Here is a 25,178-nt window from a genome sequence, read left to right as displayed (position 1 = left end):
TTCAATCATATTATAAGTGTTTGACTATCAAATACTTATATAATTACTACACGGTGCGATTTCCCCGGAAATCCTAACCTGAAACTCTGATGACTGACGACTCAACGGCTCCGCGGAGCAACCGCCGTTTTTGGATAACCATCCTGGTAATAGCCGTCGTGTTTGGCGGACTGTTCTTGCTGGGTTTGCTGCCGCGTCTGCGCCGTGAAAAAGCGCTGAACGCGGAAAGCAAAACGGCCGCCACGGCCGCGCCCGTCCTGACGGTGCAACCCGCCCGCCCGGCCCCCGATTCTACCCGGATCGAATTGCCCGCCGACACCAAATCGAACCGGGAAACCTTCGTGTTTGCCCGTACCGATGGCTTCGTAAAGGCGTGGTACGCCGACATCGGAACCCGGGTGCGCCGCGGCCAGCTTTTGGCCCTCATCGCCACCCCCGAGCTGGACCAGCAGATCTCCGAATCGCGGGCCAACCTGGGCTTGGCGCGCACCAGCTACAACCGCCTGCGCAGCGTGGAGCTGCCGGGTGCCATTTCCAAACAGGAACTCGACGAAGGCCAGGCACAATTTGCCGCCCACCAAGCCGCCGTCAATCGGCTGACCGCGTTGCAGGAGTTTCGCCGCGTGGTGGCGCCGTTTAGCGGCATCGTGACCCAGCGCAATGTAGAAGTGGGCTCGCTGGTATCAACCACCAATGCCGAGGGTGCCCAGCTCTTCAAAATTGAGCAAACGGATACGCTGCGGGCTTTTGTGAATGTGCCCCAAAACTACGTTCCCAGCATCCGGCCCGGCCTGACTACGGATGTGCTGGTGCCCGAATTTCCCGACCGCAAATTTGCCGGCCGCGTTTCGCGCAGCGCCGGCGCCCTGAATACCTCGACGCGCACGCTGCTCACGGAAGTGAAAGTGGCCAACCGCGATCAGAAGCTCTTGCCCGGCATGTTTGCGCAGGTGCGTTTCAACCTCGTGCGCACCACGCCCAGTGTCATTATTTCGGCCAATGCGCTGGTGCCGGGCGGCACCACGCCACAAGTAGTGGTAGTGCAGAACAACAAAGTACACTATCAGCCTATCACGCCGGGCCGCGACTTTGGTGCCCAACTCGAAGTTATCCATGGCCTTAAGGGCGGCGAACTATTGGTAATTAACCCTGCCGAAACTTTGCAGGAAGGCCAGGAAGTAAAAACCAGGCTAGCCGAGGTCAAGAAGCCCGAAAGCCCGGCTCCCCCCGCAGCCGCGCCGCGCTTCAACGACCCGGACCGCCCGCGCGTTTCGTCGCCCCTTGATGGAAGAGCCAACCCGTAGAAGTTGGCACAAATTATTTTATAAACTATTGATAATTAATCATTTATATAAATCATCTTTTTGCTTTAGCTCTTCCTACTTCGCATGAAGTTGTATACACTTGTCCTTGGTTTGCGGCACGGTTTGCTGTATTTTTTTACTGCGTTGCTACTGGCGGGTTGCGCAACGACTTCGCACTACCAAGCGCCGGATGTACCCACCCCGACGCAGTGGCGCAACGCTCCTTCTACGCAGGCAGCTAGCCCTACTCCGCCCTCCGCAACCGCATCTGTATTGCCCCAAGCCCCGGCCGTGCCCGCCTGGTGGACGCTTTACAACGACCCCGACCTCACGGCCCTCGAACAACAGGCCTTGGGAGCCAATTTCAGCGTGCAGGCCGCCGTATCGCGGGTGGAAGAAGCGCGCGCCAACGTATTGGTAGTCAATTCCTACCGTTCACCGGAGGTAACGCTTAACCCCTCGGTATTTCGCAGCCGCCTATCGGCTTTGCGGCCGTTGGCCATTCCGAATGTGGCAGCAGTGGGCGTGAAGCAGCAGCAGTTTTACGTTCCTCTAAACGTGAGCTACGAAGTGGATGTGTGGGGTCGTTTACGGCGCAACGTGCAGGCCGCCGAAGCCGACCAGCAGGCCAGCGAAGCCGAGCTGCGTACCGTGCAGCTCACCCTTACTACCGACGTGGCGAACTACTATTTCAGCATCCGCAGCCTCGACGCCGATTTGGGCGTGCTCGACAGCACGCGTCAGGCCCGAATTCAGAATTTGCAGCTCGTGAAGGCCCGTTTCAAAGCTGGCGTCGACAACGAAATCGGCGTGCGCCGCGCCGAAACCGAGCTAGCCAACGTCGAAGCCGGCATCATTGAGTTGAAGCGGCAGCGTGCGGGGCTCGAAGCCGCGCTGGCTACTGTGTGCGGTCAGCCGGCCAGCAACTTCACGGTGGCGCCGCGCCCTACCCTGCTGGCGGCGCCTGTCGTTCCGGCTTCGCTGCCGGCCAACCTGCTCACGCGCCGTCCCGATTTGCAACAGGCCGAGCGCCAGCTGTCCGCCGCCAACACCCGCATCGACGTGGCCCGCCTGAATCGTCTGCCCGCTGTGGAGCTTTCTGGCTACGTTGGTCCGCAGAGCTCCCAACTCACTGAAATCATGCGTCTTAAACAAAGCTACACGTATTACGTGGGCGGCGGCATTGCCATCCCAATCTTCAACGGCGGCCGCAACCGTGCCAATCAGCAAGTGGCTGAAGCGCGCTACAACACGGCGGCGGCCCAGTACAAGCAATCGGCGCTGGTGGCTTTTCAGGAAGTCGAAACGGCCCTGGCCGATGTGAAGCAAAGCGCCGCTCAGCTTCAAGCCCAGCAGCGGGCGTTGCGCTCGGCCCGCCTCGCCGGCCTGCTCACCCGGGAGCGCTACAACCGCGGCCTCACCAATTACTTCGAAGTAGTTGATGCCGACCGCATTACCCTTGATGCGGCTCGCTTGGTCGTCCAGACGCAAGGCGATCAGCTACGCTACAGCGTGCAGCTCATCAAGGCGTTAGGCGGAAGTTGGGAGTAAGAAAATCATTCTGGCAGCCCCAGTACATTCTACCATAACGCCGCCCAGTTTCCCGAACGCAGTATAGGACGCCGGACGGCGTTACGTCATTCAGGCCGTGAAAGCAACAAACACCAGTTTCACAATTATCAGTTAATCAGTTACTTATACTTGCCTCGAATTCTGTATCTTCTCGAGTCGCATAAAGAAACAGCGCTGCCAAAACTTATCGCTGTCCATGGCGCTTTGCTAGTAGATTCTTTTGCTCCCTATGAAACTCCTCTACGCTTACTTACGCAACTATTGGGGCCTGCTGGTGCTGGCTCTGGTACTGGCGGCCATCAACCAGATCTTTTCCCTGCTCGATCCCTGGGTCTTCCGCAAAATCATTGACCAGTACGTCGTTAAGCCGACGGGCGGGCTGCACTACCAAGGCTTCGGGCCGTTTATTCGGGGGGCCGGGCCGCTGATTTTGCTGGCTATGGGCGTGGCCATGGTGTCACGGATTGCCAAAAACTTTCAGGACTACTACGTCAACGTCATCACCCAGCGCCTGGGCGCTCAGCTCTATTCCGATGGGTTGCGGCACTCCTTGGAGTTGCCCTACCAAGTGTTTGAGGATCAGCGTTCGGGCGAAACGTTGGGCAAGTTGCAGAAGGTCCGGGCCGACGTCGAGAAGCTGATCCAATCCTTTGTGAATGTGTTGTTTACGTCCATCGTAGGCATCGTATTCGTGATGTGGTACGCGGCCTCGGTGTACTGGCCCATCGCGCCGGCTTACTTCCTGACCATTCCGCTGCTGGGCTTCATCAGCTCGGTGCTGAGCAAGCGCATCAAGACTATTCAGAAAACCATCGTGGCCGAAACGACCGCGCTGGCCGGCGCCACCACCGAGAGCCTGCGCAACATTGAGTTGGTAAAAAGCCTGGGCCTAGCCCAACAGGAAACCGAGCGGCTCAACGCCACTACCGGCAAAATCCTGAAGCTGGAACTGAAAAAGGTCCGCTACATCCGGTCGTTGTCGTTTGTGCAGGGCACGTTTGTCAACCTGTTGCGCAACGCCATCATGCTGATGATGCTGTTTCTGGTGGTGCAGGGCCGCATTACGGTGGGTGAATTCTTCTCGCTGTTTATCTACTCGTTTGCCATCTTCGGTCCGTTGCAGGAGCTGGGCAACATCATCAACGTGTACCGCGAAACGGAAGCTTCGCTGGCCAACTTCCAACAGATTCTGGACACGCCGAAAGAAATAAAACCCGCGCATCCCAAGAAGATTAATCAGATTCAAACGCTTGCTTTTGAGGACGTTCGCTTCAAGCACCTCACGGCCAGTAGTGCCGCCTTGGATGGCATTTCGTTTGAAACGCAGCTGGGCGAAACCATCGCCTTTGTGGGGCCATCGGGATCGGGCAAAACGACGCTGGTGAAGCTGCTGGTAGGCTTGTATCCGCCGGCGGCGGGCCGCATTCTCTACAACGGCATCCCCGGCTACGAGCTGGACCTAGACGAGCTGCGCGAAGAAATTGGCTTTGTCACACAGGATACGCAGCTTTTCGCCGGCACCATTCGCGAGAACCTGCGCTTTGTGGCGCCCAACGCCACCGACGAAGAGTGCCTCCGCGCACTCCACGAAGCGGCAGCCGATTCGCTACTGGCCCGCGCCCCGCAAGGCCTCGATTCGGTGATTGGCGAAGGCGGCGTGAAAGTATCGGGTGGTGAAAAACAGCGCCTTAGCATCGCACGCGCCCTGTTGCGCCGCCCTACTTTGCTCGTGTTCGACGAAGCCACTTCCGCCCTCGACTCGCTTACGGAAGAAGAGATCAGCAAGACGGTGCGGGAGCTGTCGGGCTCGCGGCAGCACATCACCATCCTAATTGCGCATCGCCTCAGCACCATCCTGCACGCCGATCGCATCTATGTGCTTGAGCGTGGGCATGTTGCCGAATACGGCCGCCACGAAGAGTTACTGGCCCAGAAAGGTCTGTACTATGCCATGTGGCGGCAGCAAATCGGCGAGCGCCCTACGCCCGCCGTTGCGTCGGCGAAGCAGTTGGCGAAAGCGTAATCTGCTCGCGCAGTTTTGAAGCGGTAGCAACTATCAGTTTAGCAAGCATTTGCGTGCGTTCTGTACGCAAGTGTGCTACATTAGAGCATGGAACAGCCTCAGAATATGGCCGATGTGCTCGCCGAAAACGCAGACCTGCGGGCCCAGCTAACCAAGCGCAACGCCCAACTCTACGACGCCCTGTGCGCTTTGGCCAGCATGTGGAACCAGTATTGTCCGCCTCCGCGCACGCACCAGTCGATGTCGGCTGGTGAGGAAGCGGAAGAAGTATTGACGGAATGGCGCTTGCTGCTGCCCGATAAGTCAGCGCTTTACCTCGACGAACTATCCAGCGGTCCCGAAGAATTACCCGAGCAGGTAAGGTCTTTATTATCAGATATTTGACCAAACTGATGGCTTTTGCTAAACCTGTGCTATCTCGCGAGTTTCAGCCTTTGCTACCTGCCACTTACAATAGCGTAGAGTGTTCGTTCAGAAGAGCAATCGCGGCACTGTAGGCCGCATCTGATTACAACTGAGCACCCGGTTTGCCTGGAAAAGTGCCGCCTCGGTGGGGCATAGTCAGGCACTCGGAAAGCCCAAGATACCTATATGATTTTTTGATTATAATTCCCTACTTACGAGGTGCATCTCCATGCTTCAAGCAGGCGTCGGCAACACGCACTGGCTCGGCATGCGTCGGGGAGAATGTAGATGTGCGTTCTGCCCTCTTTGCTCGTTCTTCTACCTCGAAACGACCATGTTGTACGCTCGTATTTTTCAGGTTGACCTCCAGCCCGGCACCACCCCGCAGGCAGTCGAACTCTTTCGGAGCGCGATCGCGCCGGTCCTGAAGGTGCAACCAGGCTACGTTACCAGCCGTTTCCTGACCAATACTGCCGCCAATCGGTGCCTGGCCGTGATGTACTGGGACAACGAAGAGCACCGAAAGGAAGCCGAAAACAGTGGGGAATTGCAAGAAGTTTTCAATCATTTAGCGCCCTATTTTGCAGGTCAGCCCAGCATTGACTATTATGAGGTAGCCGTGCAGACTTTTTAAGCAATGGCCTTGGCGGCGCAAGCGAAGACAAGGTAACTTAGTTAACGTTTTTCATTCATGACGATCCTGGTTGTAGACGACGAAATGGACATCAAGCTGCTGTTTGAGCAGCGGTTTCGCCGCGAACTTCGCAGTGGGGAACTGAATTTGGCCTTCTGCTATTCGGGCGAGCAGGCCTTGACTTATCTGGCCGAGCATCCCTCCCAGACCCAGCTGGTGCTCTCGGACATCAACATGCCGGGCATGAGTGGCTTGGAGCTTTTGCGGCACATCCGGGAGCAATACCAGGCGCCGCCACCCGCCGTGATGATGCTCACGGCTTACAGCGACGAGCAGACCCGCCAGCAAGCCCTGACGCTGGGGGCCGATGATCTGCTGTCCAAACCCGTCGATTTTCCAGCGCTGAAGGCCAAGCTAAAAAACGTCGCGTAGCTTAGTCCAACTACTTGATTATCAACTATTTACATTAATAATATTTTCTCTTTTACAGGGGTACTGGCTTCCGGGTAGCAGCAGAACCTGTCGGACGGGCTGGGAACTGCTGGTGCTCCCTCAATTTCAGGCTCTTATCTTCTGCTACAACCCAAATGTGGCATCCGCTGCTTTCCTGCATACTGCTGATCCTCAATTAGTAAGCCACAATACACCACTGCGTATTTCTGGTATCGCTGCAACATCAGTGACTTGTGCGGCGTGACCGTAGCCTATCCAGCGTTCAAAAAACGGCACAGGGCAAGGGCAACCAACTGGTTGACGGCCTCACGCCCGACCAGCGTTTCTTCCTATCCTACGCTTTCATCTGGCGCACCAAAGCCCGGAATGAAAGCGTAAGGACGCAGGTACTCACCGACCCCCATTCCCCCAGCGGGTTCCGGGTCGACGGGCCGCTGTCAAACCTGGATGCGTTCTACACCGCTTTCAACATCGAAGAAGGCGATGCCATGTGGCGGCCCGCAAAGGAGCGGGTGGTCATTTGGTAGGCTACAGTACAACACCCCTGACGCTAGAGCCCCAACCCGTAAACTTACGGATTGGGGCTCTTCTGTTCCCAATTCGCCTCCAAAAACGGCCTACCTCCTCGGGCAGCTTACGCCAAACTTTTTTCACGATTTCAAACGAAAATAGCTTCGGTTAGCGTTATGCTTACAGACCAGTGATCAGTTGTATTCCGCCGTTAGATTGGCAGCAAAGTTGCCTGGTGATGCTATAGCCAAAAGGATTTTCCCATGACCCAAAATCGCATCTTCCGCCGCTTTGCAGGTTTGTTGCTTGCCGGGTGGCTTCTGCTTACGGGCAATGCTTTTGCCCAATCTTCCGCTACCGGCACTCGCGACGTGCTGCGCGAAATCACGGACGTAGTGGGGCTCAAGCCGCGCTTCGAGTTGCGAGCAACTACCGAAGTCCAAAATGCCGCAGCCGTGGTGTACGGCGGAAAACGTTATTTATTATATAACCCCGAGTTCGTATCGGCCGTCAATAAGGCTGGCCGCACCGACTGGGCCGGCATCAGCATTTTGGCGCACGAAATGGGACACCACCTCAACGGGCACACGTTGCGCGCCGGGGGTTCGCAACCCGCCGACGAGCTAGAAGCCGACGAGTTTTCGGGTTTTGTTCTGCGCAAAATGGGCGCCAGCCTCGCCGAAGCCCAAACGGCCATGGCCGTAATCTCCGACGACGAAGGCTCGGAAACACACCCAGGCCGGGCACCCCGCCTGAAATCTATCAGCGATGGTTGGAAACGTGCTAACGATCAGATAGTTGCCAGCACGCATTCGACGGCTCCCTCGGCCGCGCCCGTTGCGTTGGCAAGCCGCCCGGCCCAACCAATAGCGGGTTCGCCGGTGAAAGTACTGGGCAAAATCACCTTCCGCAGCAACCCCGACGCGCAGTACTACCTGATTAATGGCTTGAAAGTGGTGCGCCTCGACGAAGATTCGAGCACGGTTGAAGTAGTCGGACGCCTCACCCGCTCGACAAGCGCATCGTTTCCTTACATCTTGGTCGACGAACAGGATAACCGCCTGTACGTCAGTGCGCGCGGTGGCGTATTCAACAACCGCGGCCAACAGGTAGCCCTTCTTTCCGATCCGTCATAACTAATTAATAATCAACCATTTATAAAAGACAGTCTCTACTTGAGGCTGTCTTTTTTGTTTGTTGCCTTTAACGGCGCTTTTTGCTCCCACTGGTATCCAGAAGCGCTATTGGCTGCGCCCGCCTATTTCCCGACCTTAGCTCCATGACGACTTCTCTGCCCTTTCTTCTGGTTGATGCCTTCACTACTACGCCTCTGGGCGGCAATCCGTGCGCGGTAGTGCTTGATGCTGATGAGCTTAGCATCGAAACGATGCAGCGCCTGGCCCGCGAATTCAACCAGTCGGAAACGGCCTTTGTGCGGCGCTCGTCCGTGGCGGAGTTCGGCGTTCGCTACTTCACGCCGGCCGAGGAGATTCCGCTGGCCGGCCATCCTACTATTGCCACCATCACAGCCCTGCTACACACTGGGCGTCTGACACTTACAGGAGCCACAACCACGTTACAGCTAGAGTTGCTGGAAGGCCCCATTCGCATTGATGTAGAAGCGCCCGCCACCCGCCACGAGCCGCCGCAGGTGCTCATGACCCAGCGCCGTCCCGTGTTCGGAAGCCTCCATGACCCTGCCGTAGTGATGCCGCTCTTTGGGCTCACCGCCGATGACTTAGCCCCCGGCGCACCCATCCAGACGGTTAGTACAGGCACGCCACAGCTCATGATGCTGGTGCGCGACCACGATGCCCTGCGGCGGGCTTCGCTTCCCGACCCGGCCAGCCTAGACCGCTACCGGGCCGCCAGCGACTTCTTCAGCCCACATCTCTTTTGCCTAGGGGGCGCTACTGCTGCCGGCGATACGTTTGCCCGTCATTTCTGCACCCCACCCGATGTGGCCGAAGACCCCGTCACAGGCTCTGCGACCGGCGGCATGGCCGCTTACCTGTGGCGTTATGGTCACCTTCAAAAACCCGAATTTATCGCCGAACAGGGCCATTGGCTGGGCCGCCCCGGTACGGTTACAGTGAGCATCAAAGGTCCGCGTGAAGCCATCGAATCGGTCCAGATTGGGGGCACGGGCGTAGTCGTGGTGGAAGGCTTGCTGCGGGTGTGAAAAACACGGCAGTGCAACTCCTCGGGGCACTTTGTTGTTGACCCAAAGAGGCCGCAGTCAGGCGCTGACTGTGGCTTTTTTGTGCCCCAATTTACTCGTTTCCTGCCCGTGCCTGAGTTACCCGAAGTTGAAACCTACCGTCGCTTTCTCGACGAAGTTATTCTGCACCAACCCATTAGTGCTGTTGAAGTATTCGATCGGCATGTGCTGGCCGTAGATGAAGACGCGCTGCGACGCCGTTTGGTAGGGCAAATTGTAGTGGCCACGCGCCGACTTGGTAAGAATTGTTTCCTGGAATTTGCCGACGGTTCGGCGCTTGTATTGCACTTTGGCATGACAGGCGACGTAGGAGCCTACCGCCACGATTACGATGTACCGCGTTTCACACGGGTAGCTTTTCACTTGGCCGATGGGCTGCGTGTTGCCTTTATCGACCCGCGCAAGTTCGGCCGTATTCGCCTGACGGATAGCCTTGAGCAGTACCAGAAAGACAAGAAGCTGGGGCCTGATGCACTGGGAATAAGCCTCGAAGAGCTCTCACAGGTATTGCGTAAAAAGAAGACTCTGATCAAACCGTTGCTGCTCGACCAAAGCATCACGGCAGGTCTTGGCAATTGGATTGTAGATGAAGTGTTGTATCAAGCGAAGATTCATCCGGAGCGCCGCGCCAACACGCTCACGGATGCTGAGTTTAGCTCGTTATATGCTGCTATTCAATCAGTTCTGAAAACTGCTATAACCCAAGAGGCCACCTATCGGCAGTTTCCGGCAAACTTTCTGATTCATGCCCGCGAATGGGACGAATCGGCTACGCCAGGCACCGACCAACATCGTTTTTGCCCGCGGCATCAGAAAGAGGAAATTGCAAAAAAATATGTTGGCGGTCGAGCTACTTACTACTGCCAGATTTGCCAGCCTGAACCAAGTGAATCGATATAATTATATACTAATATTTAAAATATTTCACTTGATAGGGGGTGCTCTACGTTTTCAAAAGGAATTATGTTACAGAATGCAATTTATTTTGTTGATTCTTAAAATATAAAGATTTCAACGCCAAGATTATGTTATAGAATTTTTCATAGCCTCTTTGTTTTTGCTATTATCTTTGTGCCAGTAACCTGCTCCGAATCAAGCACTTCGGCGAGGAATTATTCTTGAATATAAACTGGTTGCCTATGCCGCATGGCTACTACGCAGTATTTGCGTGAATTTCTTTCACCATTTTATTCTTTCATGAAAAAACTGTCTCTCTTCCTGAGTTTGGCTGCTCTCGCATCCTTAGCCGCCTGTGAGAAAGAAACTGTTGAGCTAAAGGAGCCTTCTGCTCCTGCTGCCAATGCGCAAGCTTCAGGCGATGCCTTGACCGGTAGCAACTGGCACCTCACCGCTCTGACAGGAACTTGGAATTCCGGCACGGGCCCCATTACGACGGATGTCCTGTTTACCGTAAAGCCTTACACCCGCGACAACCAGATTCAGTATAACGCTGATGGTACGTACGTAGAGAACGAAGGCGCCACGAAAGGTAACCCCGCTGATCCGCAGCAGATTTCGGGTACTTGGAAGCTCAGCACCACCCGCGATTCGCTGACCGTTACGCTTCCTGGCGTAGTTCGTCGGTACGCAGTAACCGAACTCTCGCCCACCGCGCTTCGGCTGACCGAAACCAATGGCGTTGACAAGGCCAAAGCAACCACCTTCACCTCCGTGTTTACGCACTAGTCTCACCACACCTACCACGACCAAAACGCGCCCCGCTGCTATAGCGGGGCGCGTTTGTTTTTTATCCCTAGTGCATCACGCGTTTCAATTTTTGGTTTTGACAGGCAACGTTTAACAAGTGATCATGCCAAACTATGGTCAACTAATTCTACTTTGAACCCCAAGGCCGGCTTTTGCCAGATATATAACATTTCAAATATTTTAGCTTTTGAACAAAAATATAACTATCCAAACAAAGTGTTTAAATAATAGCATTTTTCTAAGAGTTTAGACATTTTATGTTACATTTGCAGCAGTAGAATGCTTCGAAGGTGAGAATTCGAAGGAACAGAGTTGTTGGACATAATTAAGTTTGCCTATGCGATAGGTTTACTGCGCAGTGTTGCGTGAACTTCCTTCACCATTTTATTCTTTCATGAAGAAATTGCCCCTTTTCCTGAGCTTGGCGGCTCTCTTTTCGTTGGCCGCTTGTGAGAAAGAAACTGTTGAGCTAAAAGATCCCGGACAGCAATCCGCTACAGTGAATGCTGTACAAACCAAATCGAACACCTTGGCCTCAGGTAGCTGGCGCCTTACGGCCATGACGGCCGCCTCAGCCGCAGAAGCGGGCAAAGGCGTCGTTACCACCGACCTCTTTTTCTTGGTAAAACCTTGGTTGCGCGACAACCAAATCCAATACAATGCCGACGGCTCTTACCTGTTGGACGAAGGCACGCTGAAAGCTACTCCCGCTGATCCGCAACAGCTTCCGGGCACTTGGAAGCTCAACGCAACCGGCGATTCGCTGACCGTTACGCTGAAAGGCTCTGTCCGCCGCTTTGGTGTGGCCGAGCTGACGCCTACCGTGCTTCGCCTTACCCAGACGAACGCTGCTGCAGAAGGCCAAGCTTCAACTATCACTTCGGTGTTTACGCGTTAATACTCGCACACCTCTGCAACAACACGCGCCCGGCTATTTAGTCGGGCGCGTTTATTTTATAAATACCTGATTACCAGATATTTACTATCGATCGCTGGTTAGCTCGTTGTTGCGGCGTTCGGCGCGGCGATTGGGAATGGTCACCCAGGATTTTGTCAGATCAGATTCGCTTTCGTAGCCGTGGCGGCGTTCGTAGCCATACTCGTCGGGCTCGGGCAACACGCGGTTTACCCAGCCCAGCACGTCGGCGGTAGTGCCCGGAAACAAGCCGTGAAAACCCGCCAGCAATTTGGCCGGCAAGCTCAGAATGACTTCGGCTTCGCCCCGCCGGCAGGCATTCCAGATTTGGCGGGTGGCGCTTTCGGCATTCATCGAAAGCACGGGCAGCGAGTCGGCGATGGTAAACCACGCGTACTCTTTTTTGTGCTGCCCTTTCACGATGGCGTGGCGGGCACTGCCTGTGCGCATCAGGCCCGGACAAACGGTGGTTACCAAAATGCCCTGCTGGATCAGCTCCGACCGGAAGGCTTCCGACAGGCCTACCAACGCAAATTTGCTGGCGCTGTAAGCGGCCAAATGCGGCACGGCTACCTTGCCGCCTACTGAGGCAATGTTGATGATGCGCCCTTCGCCCCGCTTCCGCATCGAGGGCAACACGGCGTGCATGGTGTGCAGCGGCGCCCAGAAGTGCGTATCCATAGACTCCTGGTAATCACGCAGATCCACATTGTCGATGGGGCCGGCCGTGATAATGCCCGCGTTGTTGACCAGCACATCGATGGGGCCAAGCTTTGCCTGCACTTCGGCCACGAGCGTGCGTACTTCCTCGGCGTTGGTCATGTCGCGTTGCAGGGTCATCACTTCGGCGCCGCCGGCGCTGAGTTCCTCCCGAGCCCGCTCCAGTTCTTCGGCATCGCGGGCACAGATAGCCACTTTGGCGCCTTCCGCCACCGCTTGCCGGGCCAGTAGCAGTCCCAGCCCGCGTGAGCCGCCGGTAATCAGAATTACTTTGCCTTCCAGGTCATAGGAGCCACGGCGGTTGCTCCAAACGGTAGCCGCCGCAACAAGAGCACCTACGCCGGCGGCAACGAGCCAGTTTTTTCGGGATTTTCGCTTCATACTAGTTGTAAGGAAGTTAAGCCGAAAGGTTACACTTCGGGCCCCGCATAATTTTTGGCTTTTCGCTGAATGAAACAGGCGCATCCGAACGTTACTAGCAGCAGCTTCTCCAAATTGGCATCATATTTACAAGCTACTAAGGGCAGCTTTGGGCGCGCAAGGCTATTTTCCTCACGTCTTGCACCCGATTTGCACCTAGTTGACTTCTGGTATTTAGAAATGAAAACGACCATCCTCGCTACCGCTCTGTTGCTTAGCTCCTCTGTCGTGGGCCTGGCCCAGACCGCTTCCACTAAGCCTAAACCGAAGCCTACGGCCGCTGCCACCCCAAAAGTGGGTGGCCCGTCCGCGGCTCAGCCGGTTCCTGCTCCGCCGGCAGCCAAAGTCGATGAGCGTGCCAACGCCCTCACCGACAACATGCGGCAGGCGCTGGCGCTCACACCTCAGCAAACCGAAAAAGTGCGCAACATCAACCTCAACAGCGTGCGCGGTGTCGAGACGGCCCGCCTGCAATACCGCACCGATGTGCGTAAAATGGCCTCGGTAGTTGACGACATCGGCCAGTCCCGACTGGCAGCCTTGAAGGAAGTACTGACGCCTCAGCAATTCGACCGCTACCAACGCAAGCGCGAAGAGAAAATGGGCGTTCCGTCGACGTCAGGTGCGCAGGGCAACCCGGTACCGGGCCTGCCAGGCGGCGAATAAAGACAACCACTTGATTACCAGTACGATATAGCACACACTCGCATTACCGTATTGGTAGTCAGCTGATTATGTTTGTTGAAAGGTATCGTAGCCCAGTTTTACGATAATTCCGCAGACTACCACCAAAAACAGCACCCGCATGAATCCCGTCCCGCGCCGGAGCGCCATGCGGGCTCCCAACGTGGAGCCCAAGATGTTGCAGACGGCCATGGGCAGCGCCACACGATATAGAATCTGGTCGGTGAAGGCGAAGTAAGCAAGGCTGGCCACGTTGGTGGCCACGTTCACGAGTTTGGCCGAGGCAGACGAGGTGATGAAATCGTAGCCAAACAGGCCCACAAAGGCAAACAGCAGGAAGCTGCCCGTGCCCGGTCCAAAAAACCCGTCGTAGAACCCGAGCAGAGCGCCTATGAGAATGCCGTAGAGCGGCTCTTTATTCTCAGGTAACCGCGGGGCGTGAATGGCACCAAAATCTTTGCGCCAAAAAGTATAAATCGCAATCACGACCAGCAGACCCAGCACCAACGGCCGCAGCAGTGCCGCAGGCAACAGGCTCACGACCCGCGATCCGGCAAAAGAAAACATCCCCGCCGTAACGGCCGCTGCGCCCACGGCCCGCCAGCGCATCGGCACTTTGCCGGCGTAGCGCTGCAATGCTGCGGAAGTGCCCGCCAACGACGAAACTTTGCCCGTACCCAAGATAGTTGGCACGGGTACCCCCTTGAGCAACAATAACATGGCTGGCAGCTGTATCAGGCCTCCGCCCCCTACTACAGCATCTATAAAACCAGCCAAAAAGGCAAACAAGCACAGGAGGGTAAGCGTCAGGGTCATGCCGGCAAAATTGAGCCGGTGAAGATACGGGGCCAACCGCTGCGAATTGCTGCGCGTTAAGAATCTTCGGGTTCGTTACTTACGCTATCTTAGTTGTTATCACCGCCGACCTACCTTCACTCCCCTCCTGTTGTTGCAACCCATGCGCGGCTCGCTGACCCATCGTCATAAAATGCTCACGTTTGCCGGTATTCTGCTGGCGATGTTTCTGGGCTCTCTTGACCAAACCATCGTCTCGACGGCCCTGCCCCGCATCGTGGCCGACCTGCACGGCCTGGATCGCTTTACGTGGGTAGCCACGGCGTATCTGGTGGCCAGCACGACGTTGGTGCCCATTTACGGAAAGCTGGCCGATACCTACTCGCGGCGCACCATCGAGGTAACAGCGGTGTGCATCTTTCTGACGGGCTCGATGCTGTGCGGACTAGCCGGCGAGTTTGGCACGCTCCCCATCTTGGGCGACGGCATGAGCCAACTGATCATCTTTCGCGGCATTCAGGGCGTAGGCGGCGCGGGCTTGTTTGCGCTGGCTTTTATCATCATCGCCGACTTATTCCCGCCTTCGGAACGTGGTAAATATCAAGGGTTTACGGGAGCCGTTTTTGGCACTTCCTCCGTGCTGGGGCCATTCATGGGCGGCCTGCTCACCGACCACGGCACCAACCTGATTCCGGGGGTGGCGGGCTGGCGGCTAGTTTTTTACGTCAACCTGCCGCTGGGCGCGCTGGCCCTGTGGTTCATCCTGACCCAGATGCCGGCCTTGCGCCCGCGAGGCGGCCGCAAGCACCTAGATTATCCCTCGGCTTTGCTCCTGATCGGGGGCTTAGTACCACTCATGATCGCGCTGCAACTCAACAAAGCGGTGTATGGGTGGTTGTCGCCGGTTACGCTCACTTTTCTGGCGGTGTCGCTCGTGGCCCTGTCGCTGTTTGTAGTGCGCTCGCTGGGGTGCGAAAACCCGGTCCTGCACTTCGGACTGTTCAAAAACCGCGTCTTTCGCTCGGCCAACGTGGCTTTGTTTCTGCTGGGCGGCGCTTTTCTGGGCATCGTAATTTTCGAGCCCCTGTTTATGGTCAACGTGGTGGGCGTGTCGGCCACCCGGGCGGGCGTGAGCCTGATTCCGCTGTCGTTGGGCGTCGTGCTGGGTTCCATGATAGCCGGCCAGATGGTATCGCGCTTCGGGCACTACAAATACTGGATGCTGGGCGGCGGCTTGGTTGTGATGGCGAGCCTGAGTTTTCTGGCCACCATGCCCCTCGACGTTTCCTACCACCAGGTATTGCTGTACCTGGGGCTATGCGGCATTGGGTTAGGGCCGATCATGCCGCTGTACACGCTGGCCATTCAGAACTCTATCGAGCCTCAGTTTCTGGGTCAGGCGACCTCCGCCAGTCAGTTTTTTCGCCAGATTGGCGGCGCCATTTCGGCCGCGGTGCTGGGCACTGTGCTCACGGCCAGCTTGGCGCAGGTGTTGCCCCCATCGGAGATCTCCAGCCCCACAGCCAGCCCAACCGCTCATAGTGAGGTACGGAGCGCCATCAGCGAAGGCCCAACCGTGCCGACTTCCCCGACTACCAACTCGCCGGAAGTGCGGGCCGCCTTTTCACATGCGATTTCCCGTATCTACTTCTGTACCATTTTCTTAGTGGCCGCCGGCTGGATTGCTACGCTGTTCGTGCCAGAATTGCCGCTGCGCAAAAGCCACATGGTTCGGCACCCTGCTTTGGTAGAATTAAAGCCGGGAACCCGTTCCTAAGCCTAAAGTTTGTTCTTTTCTACAAGCACAAATTCCAGGTCAACTTGGTCTGTGGGCTTATCGGCTCGCATAATTGGTTTGGGGTTGATACCGACCCTCGTACGCTCGAATGGGCCCATCTGAGCAATATTTCGTTGAGCCTGCATCAATTTGGACCGGCTAAAAAGCTCGCCGGAGTGCGTTGGAATGATCTTTAATATTTCTTCCGTCGACACTTTGTGGTTGCCTCTCACGGTGATGTTGCCTATTTCTGCTTGCCGCCCTTCCGAAATTACAAACGTCAAGTCAACACTGCCGTCTGGACGATGCAGAACTTGCGGATTCAGCGAGAAGAACAGGTACCCTTGGTCCATATAAAGCGAAGTAATATCGCCTTTGGGATCGTATTGCAGGCGCTTGTGTAAGGCCACAGAATCGTATGCATCGCCGGTTTTCACACCCAATACTTGGTTAAGGCGCTCGGTTGAGATCGCTTTATTGCCTTGCCACGTAATGCGGCCGATTTTGCTTTGAGCCGCTCTCCGGCCCGAAGTAAGCACGTTTAGCTTGGCTTTGAGCGACTTTACGGGTGTTGGGCTCATGGCGGCCGTGGCCAGCCAGGTAAATACAACAACGGGCAAAACAAGGAGGAAACGAAGGTTCTGCATGAGATTCGAAGTAGTTGAAGCGACTCTTTTAGAATTTTGCCTGCTTGGAAAAGCATAACCAAAGCCTCACGGCAGATATTGCGGCCCTAGCACAATCAGGAGCCACGCGAACACAATAGGGTTGCATCCGGAGATTATCGCTTCGCCCGCTTCATATTCACACATTCTTTTGTTGTTGGCATTTACTTCGGGTCGAACCGTGGCTCGTGCCTGCGGTTATACACTGGATTTAATACTTAAGCTATGCCTTCCCCGTCTTCACTCCGCCTCAGCGTGCTCGATCAGTCGCCCATCCGCCAGGGTGGCACGGCACAGCAGGCGATTCAGGAAACGATTCAGCTGGCTCGTTTCACGGAACAGCTTGGCTACACGCGGTTCTGGGTTTCGGAGCATCACAATACTTCCTCCTTGGCCGGCTCGACTCCGGAAGTGTTGCTGGCGCGCTTAGGCGTTGAAACCCAGCATATTCGCCTGGGTTCTGGAGGCGTAATGCTGCCCCACTACAGCGCCCTGAAGGTGGCCGAAAACTTCCGGATGCTGGAAACGCTGTACCCCGGCCGCATCGACTTGGGCATTGGCCGCGCGCCCGGCGCCGATCGCCTCACGGCCACGGCTCTTAACCCCGGCAATACCTTCAACGAGCACGATTTCGTGGAGCAACTCATGGATCTGAGCCGCTTCCTTACCGACACCGCCGAGCCCGATACCATTCAGGAGAAAATAAAAGCCGCCCCGCAAGCGCCCACCGTGCCCGAGCTATGGATGTTGAGTTCCAGCGGCCAGAGTGGCTTGTTTGCGGCGTACCTGGGCATGGCGTTTTCTTTTGCGCACTTCATCAACCCGATCGGTGGCCCCAACATGATGCGCTTATACAAAGAGCGCTTCAAACCCTCGGCCCTGCTTTCGGCCCCGCAGGCCAACGTGGCTATTTTCGTGCTTTGCGCCGATACAGAAGAGAAAGCGCGTCAGCTTGAAGACACGATGGCCATGCAGATGCTACGCCTCGAACGCGGCGAGCGCATCAACATTCCGCCCTACACCGCGCTTACCAGCTTCGGGCTTTCCCCGGCCGAGCACGACCGCCTCGTTTACCATCGGCAACGCATGGTGAGCGGCACGCCGGAGCAAGTGAAGGCCAAACTGACACAGCTAGCCGCCCAATACGGCGTGGATGAAGTAGTAGCTGTCACCATCACCTACGACTTTGCCGACCGGCTACGTTCTTATGAGCTCCTGGCCCAGGCCTTTGAACTGACGCCAGCAGCTGCGCAACTGGCTGTCAGTCAGGATTAAGACTAACTATTGTATTAGGCATAAAAAAGAGCCAGGCCTTTTAAGCTTGGCTCTTTTTTATGCCTTTATGGCACCCACTTTTATTATAACATACTTACTACCAGGTATTTATACAAAATACTATGATTAAGCTTAATATTATTTGTATTAAATCTAAATAAGCACTTAAGTTTGCATTGTTTTTAATCAGTCTAAATAACGATGCGCTCTCTTCTACTGCTCCCGGCCTTGCTCATGGTATTGATGCTAACCTCCGCATTTGGGCCAGGTGAGTTGCAGAAGGGAACCGTAACGGGGCAGGTTGTAACGGCCGAAGGGCAGCCCGTCGAACAAGTTGGCGTGATGGTAAAAGGCTCGACAATCGGTACCAATACCGACGCCGCGGGCCATTTTACCCTGCAAGTACCTGCTGGCAAAAGCACCTTGGTAATCAGCTACTTGGGCGTAGCGCCACAGGAATTTGCCGTTGAGATCCAGTCGCGCCAGACCCTGATGCTGCCCACTGTAACGCTGCCTCAGAGTGCGCAGCAATTGGCCGAAGTGAAAGTGACCGCCACGCGCACCATCAACCAAAAGCCTACGCTGATCGGCAAAATGCCCGTTCGCCCCCTGGATTTGCCCCAGAGCGTGGTTTCCATCAGCCAAGAGACACTGGAGCAGCAGCAGGTTCTGCACCTAAGCGACGCAATCACCAATGTCAGTGGCATTTACGTGACCAGCACCACCGGCGGCACGCAGGAAGAATTGGGCAGCCGTGGCTTTGCGTACGGCAGCAACAACACTTTCAAAAACGGCGTGCGCTTCAACAACAGCATCATGCCTGAAGCTAGCTCGCTGGAAAGTTTGGAAGTACTGAAAGGCAGCGCGGCCATTCTGTACGGCAACGTGGCTGCGGGCGGCGTGCTCAACCTCGTGACCAAAAAGCCACGCTTCGAGCAAGGCGGGTCGGTAGCGTTGCGCACCGGGAGCTTCGGGTTTATAAAGCCCATGTTTGACGTGTACGGAGCCGTAGGCCAGAGCGAAAAAGTAGCGTATCGCCTCAACGGCACCTACGAATGCAGCGACAGCTACCGCGATCAGGTACAATCGAACCGGGTGTACGTCAACCCGTCGCTGCTCTTCAAACTGACCGACAAAACCAATCTGGTGCTGGAAGGCGACTACCTGCGCGACAACCGCACGCCCGACTTCGGCGTCGGAGCCATTGACTATCAGATCCTAGAGGCGCGCAGCCGCTTTCTGAACGCACCCGGCGCCCAGAACGCTACCCAGCAGACCAGCGCTACGGCCACCCTGACCAGCCACCTAAACGATGCCTGGCAAATACGCGCCGTGGCCGGTTTTCAGCGCTATGAAAACGAGTTGCGCAGTGCTTCGCGGCCCACAAGCATCAACAACGGCACCATGCCGGCCGTCGGGAAAGTGGGCACTCCGGGCTACGTTCCGGCCCACGCCAAATCCAGCCTCTACGGCGACTGGGGCCGCAACCTGCAACGCACCAAAACAGCCGAGAATTATTACTTGGCTCAACTTGACCTGACGGGCTCATTTCGGACCGGCTTTTTGAACCACACTTTGCTGCTCGGTGCCGATGCCGATCAATACCAAACGAACACGCTGGCTTATGTAGCTCAGGCATACGACTCTATCAACGTCCTGGACCGCAGCAAAGTATTGGGCCAACCCGCTGGCCGCGTGAGCAGCTACGAAGCCTTGTTGCGCAACACCCGCACACTCGGCAACACCCGCCGCGCAGGCTTCTACGTGCAGGACTTGCTGAGCATCAGCGAGAAAATCAAGCTGTTGGCCGGGGTACGCTGGAGCTACCAGGAAACGCCCAGCGATGTGTACACCTATGCCGCTCCCAATGCTTCGGGTGTAATTGTGGCAACGGTGAAGGAAAACCGCCGCTACGACAACGCCTTTTCGCCGCGCTTGGGCCTTGTGTATCAACCTATTAAGACTACCGCCCTTTTTGCCTCGTACTCTAACTCGTTCTCGCCCAATACCGGCATCGACGCGACTGGCGCCAACCTCGCTCCTTCTCTGATCGACCAATTTGAAGTCGGCGTCAAAAATGACTTGTTTAAAGGAGCACTGTCGGCCAACGTGACGGCTTACCGCATCGTGAACAGCAACCAAGCCCAGACCATTCAGCAGTTTATCAGCGGCACCGACACGCCGAACCCCGCCTGGAACAGAAATTACCCCACGGCGCAGGAGTTGGCTGGCGAAGTAACCAGCAAAGGCGTGGAAGTGGACATCGTGAGCAAGCCCTATCAAGGCTGGTCGTTTATTGCCGGCTACAGCTTCAACCACACCGCGTACACGAAGAGCAATATCTACGAAAACGGCAGCCGCCTACGCTACAACCCGGCTCACACGGCCAACCTAAGCCTGTTCTATAACTTCGGCAACACTTTCAGCGACAATACCTTCCTGAAAGGCCTGACCGCTGGCGTAACCGGTTACTACGTCGGTGATAAGCTGGCCGGCCGCAACACGCGCCTCGTGGATGCCAGCACCGGCAAGTCCTTCAACGATGCGTTCAAGCTCATCGCCATTCCCGATTACGTGCTGTTCGATGCTTCGGTGGGCTATTCGTACGAGCGGCTCTCGCTGCGCGTAAAGCTGGCCAACATCCTCGACGAACTCAGCTACAACCTCCACGACGACAACAGCGTGAACCCCATCGCCCCGCGTAACTTCTCGGCTACGCTTTCTTACAAGCTATAATACAACTGTTTAATTATCAATTATTTATGATTCAATGGTTTTTGATCCATTGAGTCGATAAGAAAGCTATGCTTGCCATGATGAAGACGTTTTTTCGCAACATTCACCTGTACCTCAGCTTGGCTTCGGGGCTGGTCATTGCCTTGGTTTGCTTCACGGGCGGCGTGCTGGTGTTTGAAAAGGAGCTGGAACAGGCCTGGCACCCAGAGCGCTATTTCGTAACGGCCAGCAGCCAGCAGCGTTTGCCTTTAGAGCAGTTGGTGCAAGCCGTAAAAGCGGAGATTCCACAAGCAAAAGTGACCGGCGTGAAGGTTTACGCCGATCCGTTGCGGACTGTAGAAGTGAGCTTGGCGGGGAGCGCGCCTATGGGCGAGCGCAAATCGGAAGGCCAGCGCCCTAAACAGCCAGAAAAAGGCGGCAAACCCGGCGCGAAGGGCGAACAACGCGGCGGCGAAGGCGGGCGCGGACCACAATACTTTGTGAATCCCTACACGGGTGCCGTAGTAGGCAAGCTCAACTACCGCGACTCGTTCTTTTTCACAATGATGGCGTTGCACCGCGGCATGGTGGGCGGCGCAGCGGGCAAGCTGATTGTGGGCGTGAGCACGCTGTTTTTTCTGTTTATCATCGGCACGGGCATTGTGCTGTGGTGGCCAGCTACGCGCAAGGTGGTGAAGCAGCGCCTGACTATCAAGTGGGGCGCCAGCTGGAAACGGCTCAACCACGACCTGCACCTCGTGCTGGGCTTTTACAGCTCGTTGTTTCTGTTTGTGTTTGCCTTCACCGGCTTGGCGTGGTCCTTCGAATGGTTTAACAAAGGCATTTATACTGTCACGGGCTCGGAAATGAAAAACCCTGAGCCTCCCAAATCGCAGGTTCTGCCCGGCGGCAAAGCCATCGGGTTGGATGCCGCCTACGCAGCGGCCCGTTCGCAAGCCGGCGACGCGGCGTTTTTTGCCATTCAACTGCCCAAAGATTCGGCCGAGAGTATCCGGGTAAACCTGCTCCGCCCCAACGCGGCCCACGAAACCGCCGGCGATGAGCTCTACCTTGATCAGTACAGTGGCCAAGTCTTGGGCAAGTTGGCTTTCGAAGACCGCAACCTCGGCCAGCGCGTACGCCGGACATTTCGCCCGATACACGTAGGATCCATTTTTGGCACGCCCTCCAAAATCATTGCCCTGATTGTCTGTTTCTTAGGGACCACATTTCCGGTAACGGGCGTAATCATTTGGCTAAACCGACTCAAAAAAGCTAAAAAGAAGCGCAATACCGTCTTGACGGCGCAATAGCCCTGATCTTATCAAATTATTAATTTTTCTTGAAAGCGCCTGGTGGAAGCATCTGGCGCTTTTTATACTTTTACAGAATTATACAATTAAGATCACGCGTACCCAATGAAAAAAATTCTCCTCCTGACGGTTTTCCTGTTGAGCTGCGCAGCTTCGGCCATGGCTCAGACGCCTAGCAAGGAGCTCTTCACCGCCGTAATGAAAAACAACGCTGCCCAAGTCGAAACGCTGCTCAAAGCCGGTGCCGACCCCAACGCAGCGATTGAAGTAGTACCCGGCTTCAAAACCAGCTACCTCATTACAGCGGCCACCAACAACAACTTGGAAGTGGTGAAAACCCTGATCGCGCACAAAGCGCAGGTCAATGCCAAAGACGCCTTTCAGGTAACCGCGCTCATGACGGCTGCCGGCAAAGGCAATAAACCCATTGTAGAGCTGCTGCTCGCCAACGGCGCCGATGTAAAGGCCAAAGACGACGATGGCAAAGACGCCTTGGCCACCGCCAAAGAAGGCGGCAATGCCGAGGTAATCGCGCTGATTCAGCAGAAGCTGCAATAACACGCCACACAGTTTTTATCACAAGGCCAAGCTTAACAGCTTGGCCTTGTTTGTTTCCAACAGCCTTATAACCAGACCATTAAACCAATAAGAGGTTTACAAATATTTGATTTTCAATTAGTTAAGCTCGGCTATATCTTCCTGCCTTCGTGCACGTAAAGCGGCTTGTTATCCACATTAAAATGGGATTAAAATCAAGCCTACCACATGGAAGAAACCCGCGACAGTATTGCTGACATTTGGGGCCAGCGCACCGGTTATGAAGGCCAGTGGCCCGTGCGAGTAGACGAGCATATTGAGGAAACGCCTGACCAGTGGGTACAATCGGCGTGCGTACTGTGCTCCAATGGCTGCGGAATAGATATTGGGGTAAAAGACGGGCGCATCGTGGGCGTGCGCGGCCGGGCCGCCGACCGCGTCAACCACGGGCGGCTGGGGCCCAAAGGCCTGCATGGCTGGGTTGCCAACCACAGCCAGGACCGCCTGACCAAACCGCTTATTCGCCGTAACGGGAAGTTGGAAGAAGCTACTTGGGACGAAGCCATGAGCTTGATCGTGCAGAAATCCAAGGAGTTGGTGGAGCAACACACCAGCAGTTCCATCGGCTTTTATACCTCGGGGCAGCTGTTTCTGGAAGAATACTACGCGCTGGGAGTGCTGGGGAAAGCGGGTTTGGGCACGCCCCACATGGACGGCAATACGCGCCTGTGTACCGCGACCGCGGCCGCCGCTCTGAAAGCCTCGTTTGGTTCGGATGGGCAGCCCGGCTCCTACACCGACCTCGACACAACGGAAGCTATTTTGCACGTCGGCCACAACACAGCTTCCCAGCAAACTGTGCTGTGGATGCGCATTCTGGATCGGCTGGCTGGCCCCAACCCGCCAAAGCTGGTCGTGATTGATCCGCGCCGAACCTACACCGCCGAGAAGGCCACTGTGCATTTGGCACCCCGCGTGGGCACCAACATCCCGGTAATGAACGGGCTGCTGCATCTCATTATTCAGGCGGGCCACATCAACCAGGAATACATTAATACTCACACCGTTGGCTTTGAGGAGCTGAAAAAGATCGTCGAGCAGTGGACGCCTGATCGGGTGGAGCGCCTTAGCGGTGTACCCGCCGATAAGCTGCGCGAGGCGGCTCACATATTAGGCACTTGCAATACCTTGGTATCCAGTGCCTTACAAGGTGTATATCAGTCAATGCAGGCCACGGCGGCGGCCGTTCAGATCAACAACCTGCACTTGCTGCGCGGCCTGATCGGGCGCGATGGGTGCGGTATCTACCAGATGAACGGCCAGCCCACGGCCCAGAATACCCGCGAATGCGGCGCCGATGGCGATTTGCCGGCGTTTCGTAACTGGGGCAACCAAAAGCATGTTCAGGAGTTGGCCGACTTGTGGAACGTGGACATCGACAAAATTCCGCACTGGTCGCCGCCCACGCACGCGATGCAAATCTGGCGCTACTGCGAAACGGGCTCCATCAAAATGCTTTGGATCAGCGGCACCAACCCGCTTGTTTCGATGCCGGATCTGGATCGCATCCGCAAAATTCTGAAGAAGAAAGATCTGTTCGTAATCGTGCAGGACGCTTTCCCGACCGAAACCACCCATTATGCCGACGTGGTGCTTCCCGCCGCTATTTGGGGCGAAAAAACGGGCTGCTTTACCAACGTCGACCGCACGGTTCACCTCTCCCACAAAGCCATTGATCCGCCCGGTGAGGCGCGTTCCGACTTCGATATTTTCGTTGACTACTCCCGGCGCATGGATTTCCGCGATAAAGAAGGCAAGCCGCTGTTGAGCAGCACCTGGCAGGTGCCGGAAGATGCCTTCAATGCCTGGCGCGAATGCACCCGCGGCCGTCCGTGCGACTATACCGGCCTGAGTTACGCCAAGCTCACCGGCGGCTCGGGCATTCAGTGGCCCTGCAACGACCAATACCCCGACGGAGCCAAACACCTCTACACCGACGGCGTCTTCTGCACCGATGTCGACTATTGCGAAGACTACGGCTACGACCTGGAAACGGGCGCTGCCCGCACCGAGGATGACTACAAATTGATCGATCCGAAGGGCAAAGCTTTTCTCAAAGGGGTTGATTATCAGCCCCCGCACGAAGAACCGGACAAAGACTATCCATTGTGGCTCACGACGGGCCGGCTGGTATATCACTTTCATACGCGCACCAAAACGGGCCGCGCCAAGGCTTTGCAGGATGCCGCGCCCGATGCCTACGTGCAGCTATCGGCGCAGGACGCTGCTCGCTATGGCATCGCCGAAGGCGATATGGTGGAGGTGCAATCGCGCCGCGGCAAGGTGCGCGAGCCCGCCCGCATCGGCAACATCGAACCGGGACTGGTCTTCCTCCCGTTTCACTACGGCTACTGGGACAAAGACGATCGGCCGCGGGCGGCCAACGAGCTGACGCTTACCGAGTGGGACCCCGTCAGCAAGCAGCCGCATTTTAAGTACGCCGCCGTCCGAATTAAAAAAGCGTAATTCAGC

General features: G+C 56.1%; 22 protein-coding genes. 19 read left to right on the top strand and 3 right to left on the bottom strand.

All coding sequences use genetic code 11. The annotated features are described in order from the left end of the window. The first annotated feature begins 89 nt into the window (after positions 1–89). From FHG12_RS16235 to FHG12_RS16180, 12 genes are all read left to right on the top strand, one after another. On the top strand, positions 90–1,304 hold the full coding sequence (locus tag FHG12_RS16235; protein WP_139516723.1) for an efflux RND transporter periplasmic adaptor subunit: 1,215 nt from the start codon (positions 90–92) through the stop codon (positions 1,302–1,304). 84 nt (positions 1,305–1,388) lie between these two features. After that, a complete protein-coding gene (locus tag FHG12_RS16230; RefSeq protein ID WP_139516722.1) occupies positions 1,389–2,855 on the top strand; it encodes an efflux transporter outer membrane subunit in 1,467 nt (488 codons plus the stop codon). Positions 2,856–3,105: 250 nt separating this feature from the next. After that, positions 3,106–4,899: an ABC transporter ATP-binding protein gene (locus FHG12_RS16225; protein ID WP_139516721.1), complete on the top strand. Its 1,794-nt coding sequence runs from the start codon at positions 3,106–3,108 to the stop codon at positions 4,897–4,899. Positions 4,900–4,986: 87 nt separating this feature from the next. Further along, positions 4,987–5,283, top strand: coding sequence for a hypothetical protein (locus FHG12_RS16220; RefSeq protein ID WP_139516720.1), 297 nt, complete (start codon positions 4,987–4,989; stop codon positions 5,281–5,283). A gap of 355 nt (positions 5,284–5,638) precedes the next feature. Then, positions 5,639–5,938 carry an antibiotic biosynthesis monooxygenase family protein gene (locus FHG12_RS16215; protein ID WP_230471157.1) on the top strand — a complete coding sequence of 100 codons (300 nt, stop codon included), beginning with the start codon at positions 5,639–5,641 and terminating at the stop codon, positions 5,936–5,938. 57 nt (positions 5,939–5,995) lie between these two features. Further along, the gene (locus tag FHG12_RS16210) at positions 5,996–6,370 is read left to right on the top strand and encodes a response regulator (RefSeq protein WP_139516719.1); all 375 of its coding nucleotides are present in this window, start codon (positions 5,996–5,998) and stop codon (positions 6,368–6,370) included. A 254-nt stretch (positions 6,371–6,624) separates the two neighbouring features. Then, a complete protein-coding gene (locus FHG12_RS16205; RefSeq protein WP_139516718.1) occupies positions 6,625–6,918 on the top strand; it encodes a M13-type metalloendopeptidase in 294 nt (97 codons plus the stop codon). A 246-nt stretch (positions 6,919–7,164) separates the two neighbouring features. Then, positions 7,165–8,037, top strand: a complete 873-nt coding sequence (locus FHG12_RS16200) for a M48 family metalloprotease (RefSeq protein WP_139516717.1) — start codon at positions 7,165–7,167, stop codon at positions 8,035–8,037. 143 nt (positions 8,038–8,180) lie between these two features. Beyond that, positions 8,181–9,083: a PhzF family phenazine biosynthesis protein gene (locus FHG12_RS16195; RefSeq protein WP_139516716.1), complete on the top strand. Its 903-nt coding sequence runs from the start codon at positions 8,181–8,183 to the stop codon at positions 9,081–9,083. Between the two features lie 108 nt (positions 9,084–9,191). Further along, complete coding sequence (gene mutM, locus FHG12_RS16190; protein ID WP_139516715.1) at positions 9,192–10,022, top strand: DNA-formamidopyrimidine glycosylase; 831 nt, start codon at positions 9,192–9,194, stop codon at positions 10,020–10,022. A 297-nt stretch (positions 10,023–10,319) separates the two neighbouring features. After that, the gene (locus tag FHG12_RS16185; protein WP_139516714.1) at positions 10,320–10,808 is read left to right on the top strand and encodes a hypothetical protein; all 489 of its coding nucleotides are present in this window, start codon (positions 10,320–10,322) and stop codon (positions 10,806–10,808) included. A gap of 415 nt (positions 10,809–11,223) precedes the next feature. After that, on the top strand, positions 11,224–11,727 hold the full coding sequence (locus FHG12_RS16180; protein ID WP_139516713.1) for a DUF5004 domain-containing protein: 504 nt from the start codon (positions 11,224–11,226) through the stop codon (positions 11,725–11,727). A gap of 84 nt (positions 11,728–11,811) precedes the next feature. Here FHG12_RS16180 and FHG12_RS16175 read toward each other — a convergent pair whose 3' ends face one another. Further along, positions 11,812–12,846, bottom strand: coding sequence for an SDR family NAD(P)-dependent oxidoreductase (locus FHG12_RS16175; RefSeq protein WP_139516712.1), 1,035 nt, complete (start codon positions 12,844–12,846; stop codon positions 11,812–11,814). A gap of 219 nt (positions 12,847–13,065) precedes the next feature. Here FHG12_RS16175 and FHG12_RS16170 point away from each other — a divergent pair, with 219 nt between their 5' ends. Continuing rightward, entirely contained in the window at positions 13,066–13,551 is a 486-nt protein-coding gene (locus tag FHG12_RS16170; RefSeq protein ID WP_139516711.1) for a hypothetical protein, read from the top strand. 66 nt (positions 13,552–13,617) lie between these two features. On the opposite strand, the gene FHG12_RS16165 is transcribed toward FHG12_RS16170, so the two are convergent. Continuing rightward, positions 13,618–14,385: a sulfite exporter TauE/SafE family protein gene (locus FHG12_RS16165; protein WP_139516710.1), complete on the bottom strand. Its 768-nt coding sequence runs from the start codon at positions 14,383–14,385 to the stop codon at positions 13,618–13,620. Between the two features lie 142 nt (positions 14,386–14,527). Between FHG12_RS16165 and FHG12_RS16160 the strand changes: the two genes are divergently transcribed. After that, a complete protein-coding gene (locus FHG12_RS16160) occupies positions 14,528–16,141 on the top strand; it encodes an MDR family MFS transporter (protein ID WP_230471156.1) in 1,614 nt (537 codons plus the stop codon). Positions 16,142–16,143: 2 nt separating this feature from the next. Here FHG12_RS16160 and FHG12_RS16155 read toward each other — a convergent pair whose 3' ends face one another. Then, positions 16,144–16,788: a POTRA domain-containing protein gene (locus tag FHG12_RS16155; RefSeq protein ID WP_139516709.1), complete on the bottom strand. Its 645-nt coding sequence runs from the start codon at positions 16,786–16,788 to the stop codon at positions 16,144–16,146. A 243-nt stretch (positions 16,789–17,031) separates the two neighbouring features. Between FHG12_RS16155 and FHG12_RS16150 the strand changes: the two genes are divergently transcribed. The 5 genes from FHG12_RS16150 (at position 17,032) to FHG12_RS16130 (ending at position 25,172) form a co-directional block, all read left to right on the top strand. Next, a complete protein-coding gene (locus FHG12_RS16150) occupies positions 17,032–18,081 on the top strand; it encodes an LLM class flavin-dependent oxidoreductase (protein WP_139516708.1) in 1,050 nt (349 codons plus the stop codon). A gap of 201 nt (positions 18,082–18,282) precedes the next feature. Then, a complete protein-coding gene (locus FHG12_RS16145) occupies positions 18,283–20,817 on the top strand; it encodes a TonB-dependent siderophore receptor (RefSeq protein ID WP_230471155.1) in 2,535 nt (844 codons plus the stop codon). 77 nt (positions 20,818–20,894) lie between these two features. Then, positions 20,895–22,109 (top strand): PepSY-associated TM helix domain-containing protein, encoded by a 1,215-nt coding sequence (locus FHG12_RS16140; protein ID WP_165699429.1) that lies wholly within the window; start codon positions 20,895–20,897, stop codon positions 22,107–22,109. A 105-nt stretch (positions 22,110–22,214) separates the two neighbouring features. After that, positions 22,215–22,667, top strand: coding sequence for an ankyrin repeat domain-containing protein (locus FHG12_RS16135; RefSeq protein ID WP_139516706.1), 453 nt, complete (start codon positions 22,215–22,217; stop codon positions 22,665–22,667). A gap of 207 nt (positions 22,668–22,874) precedes the next feature. Then, complete coding sequence (locus FHG12_RS16130; protein WP_139516705.1) at positions 22,875–25,172, top strand: molybdopterin oxidoreductase family protein; 2,298 nt, start codon at positions 22,875–22,877, stop codon at positions 25,170–25,172. Positions 25,173–25,178: the final 6 nt, after the last annotated feature.

This window comes from Hymenobacter jejuensis, assembly GCF_006337165.1.
GTDB classification, from domain to species: Bacteria; Bacteroidota; Bacteroidia; order Cytophagales; family Hymenobacteraceae; genus Hymenobacter; species Hymenobacter jejuensis.
Note: the sequence above shows the minus strand (reverse complement) of the source record. Positions and strands in the feature narration are given on the sequence as shown.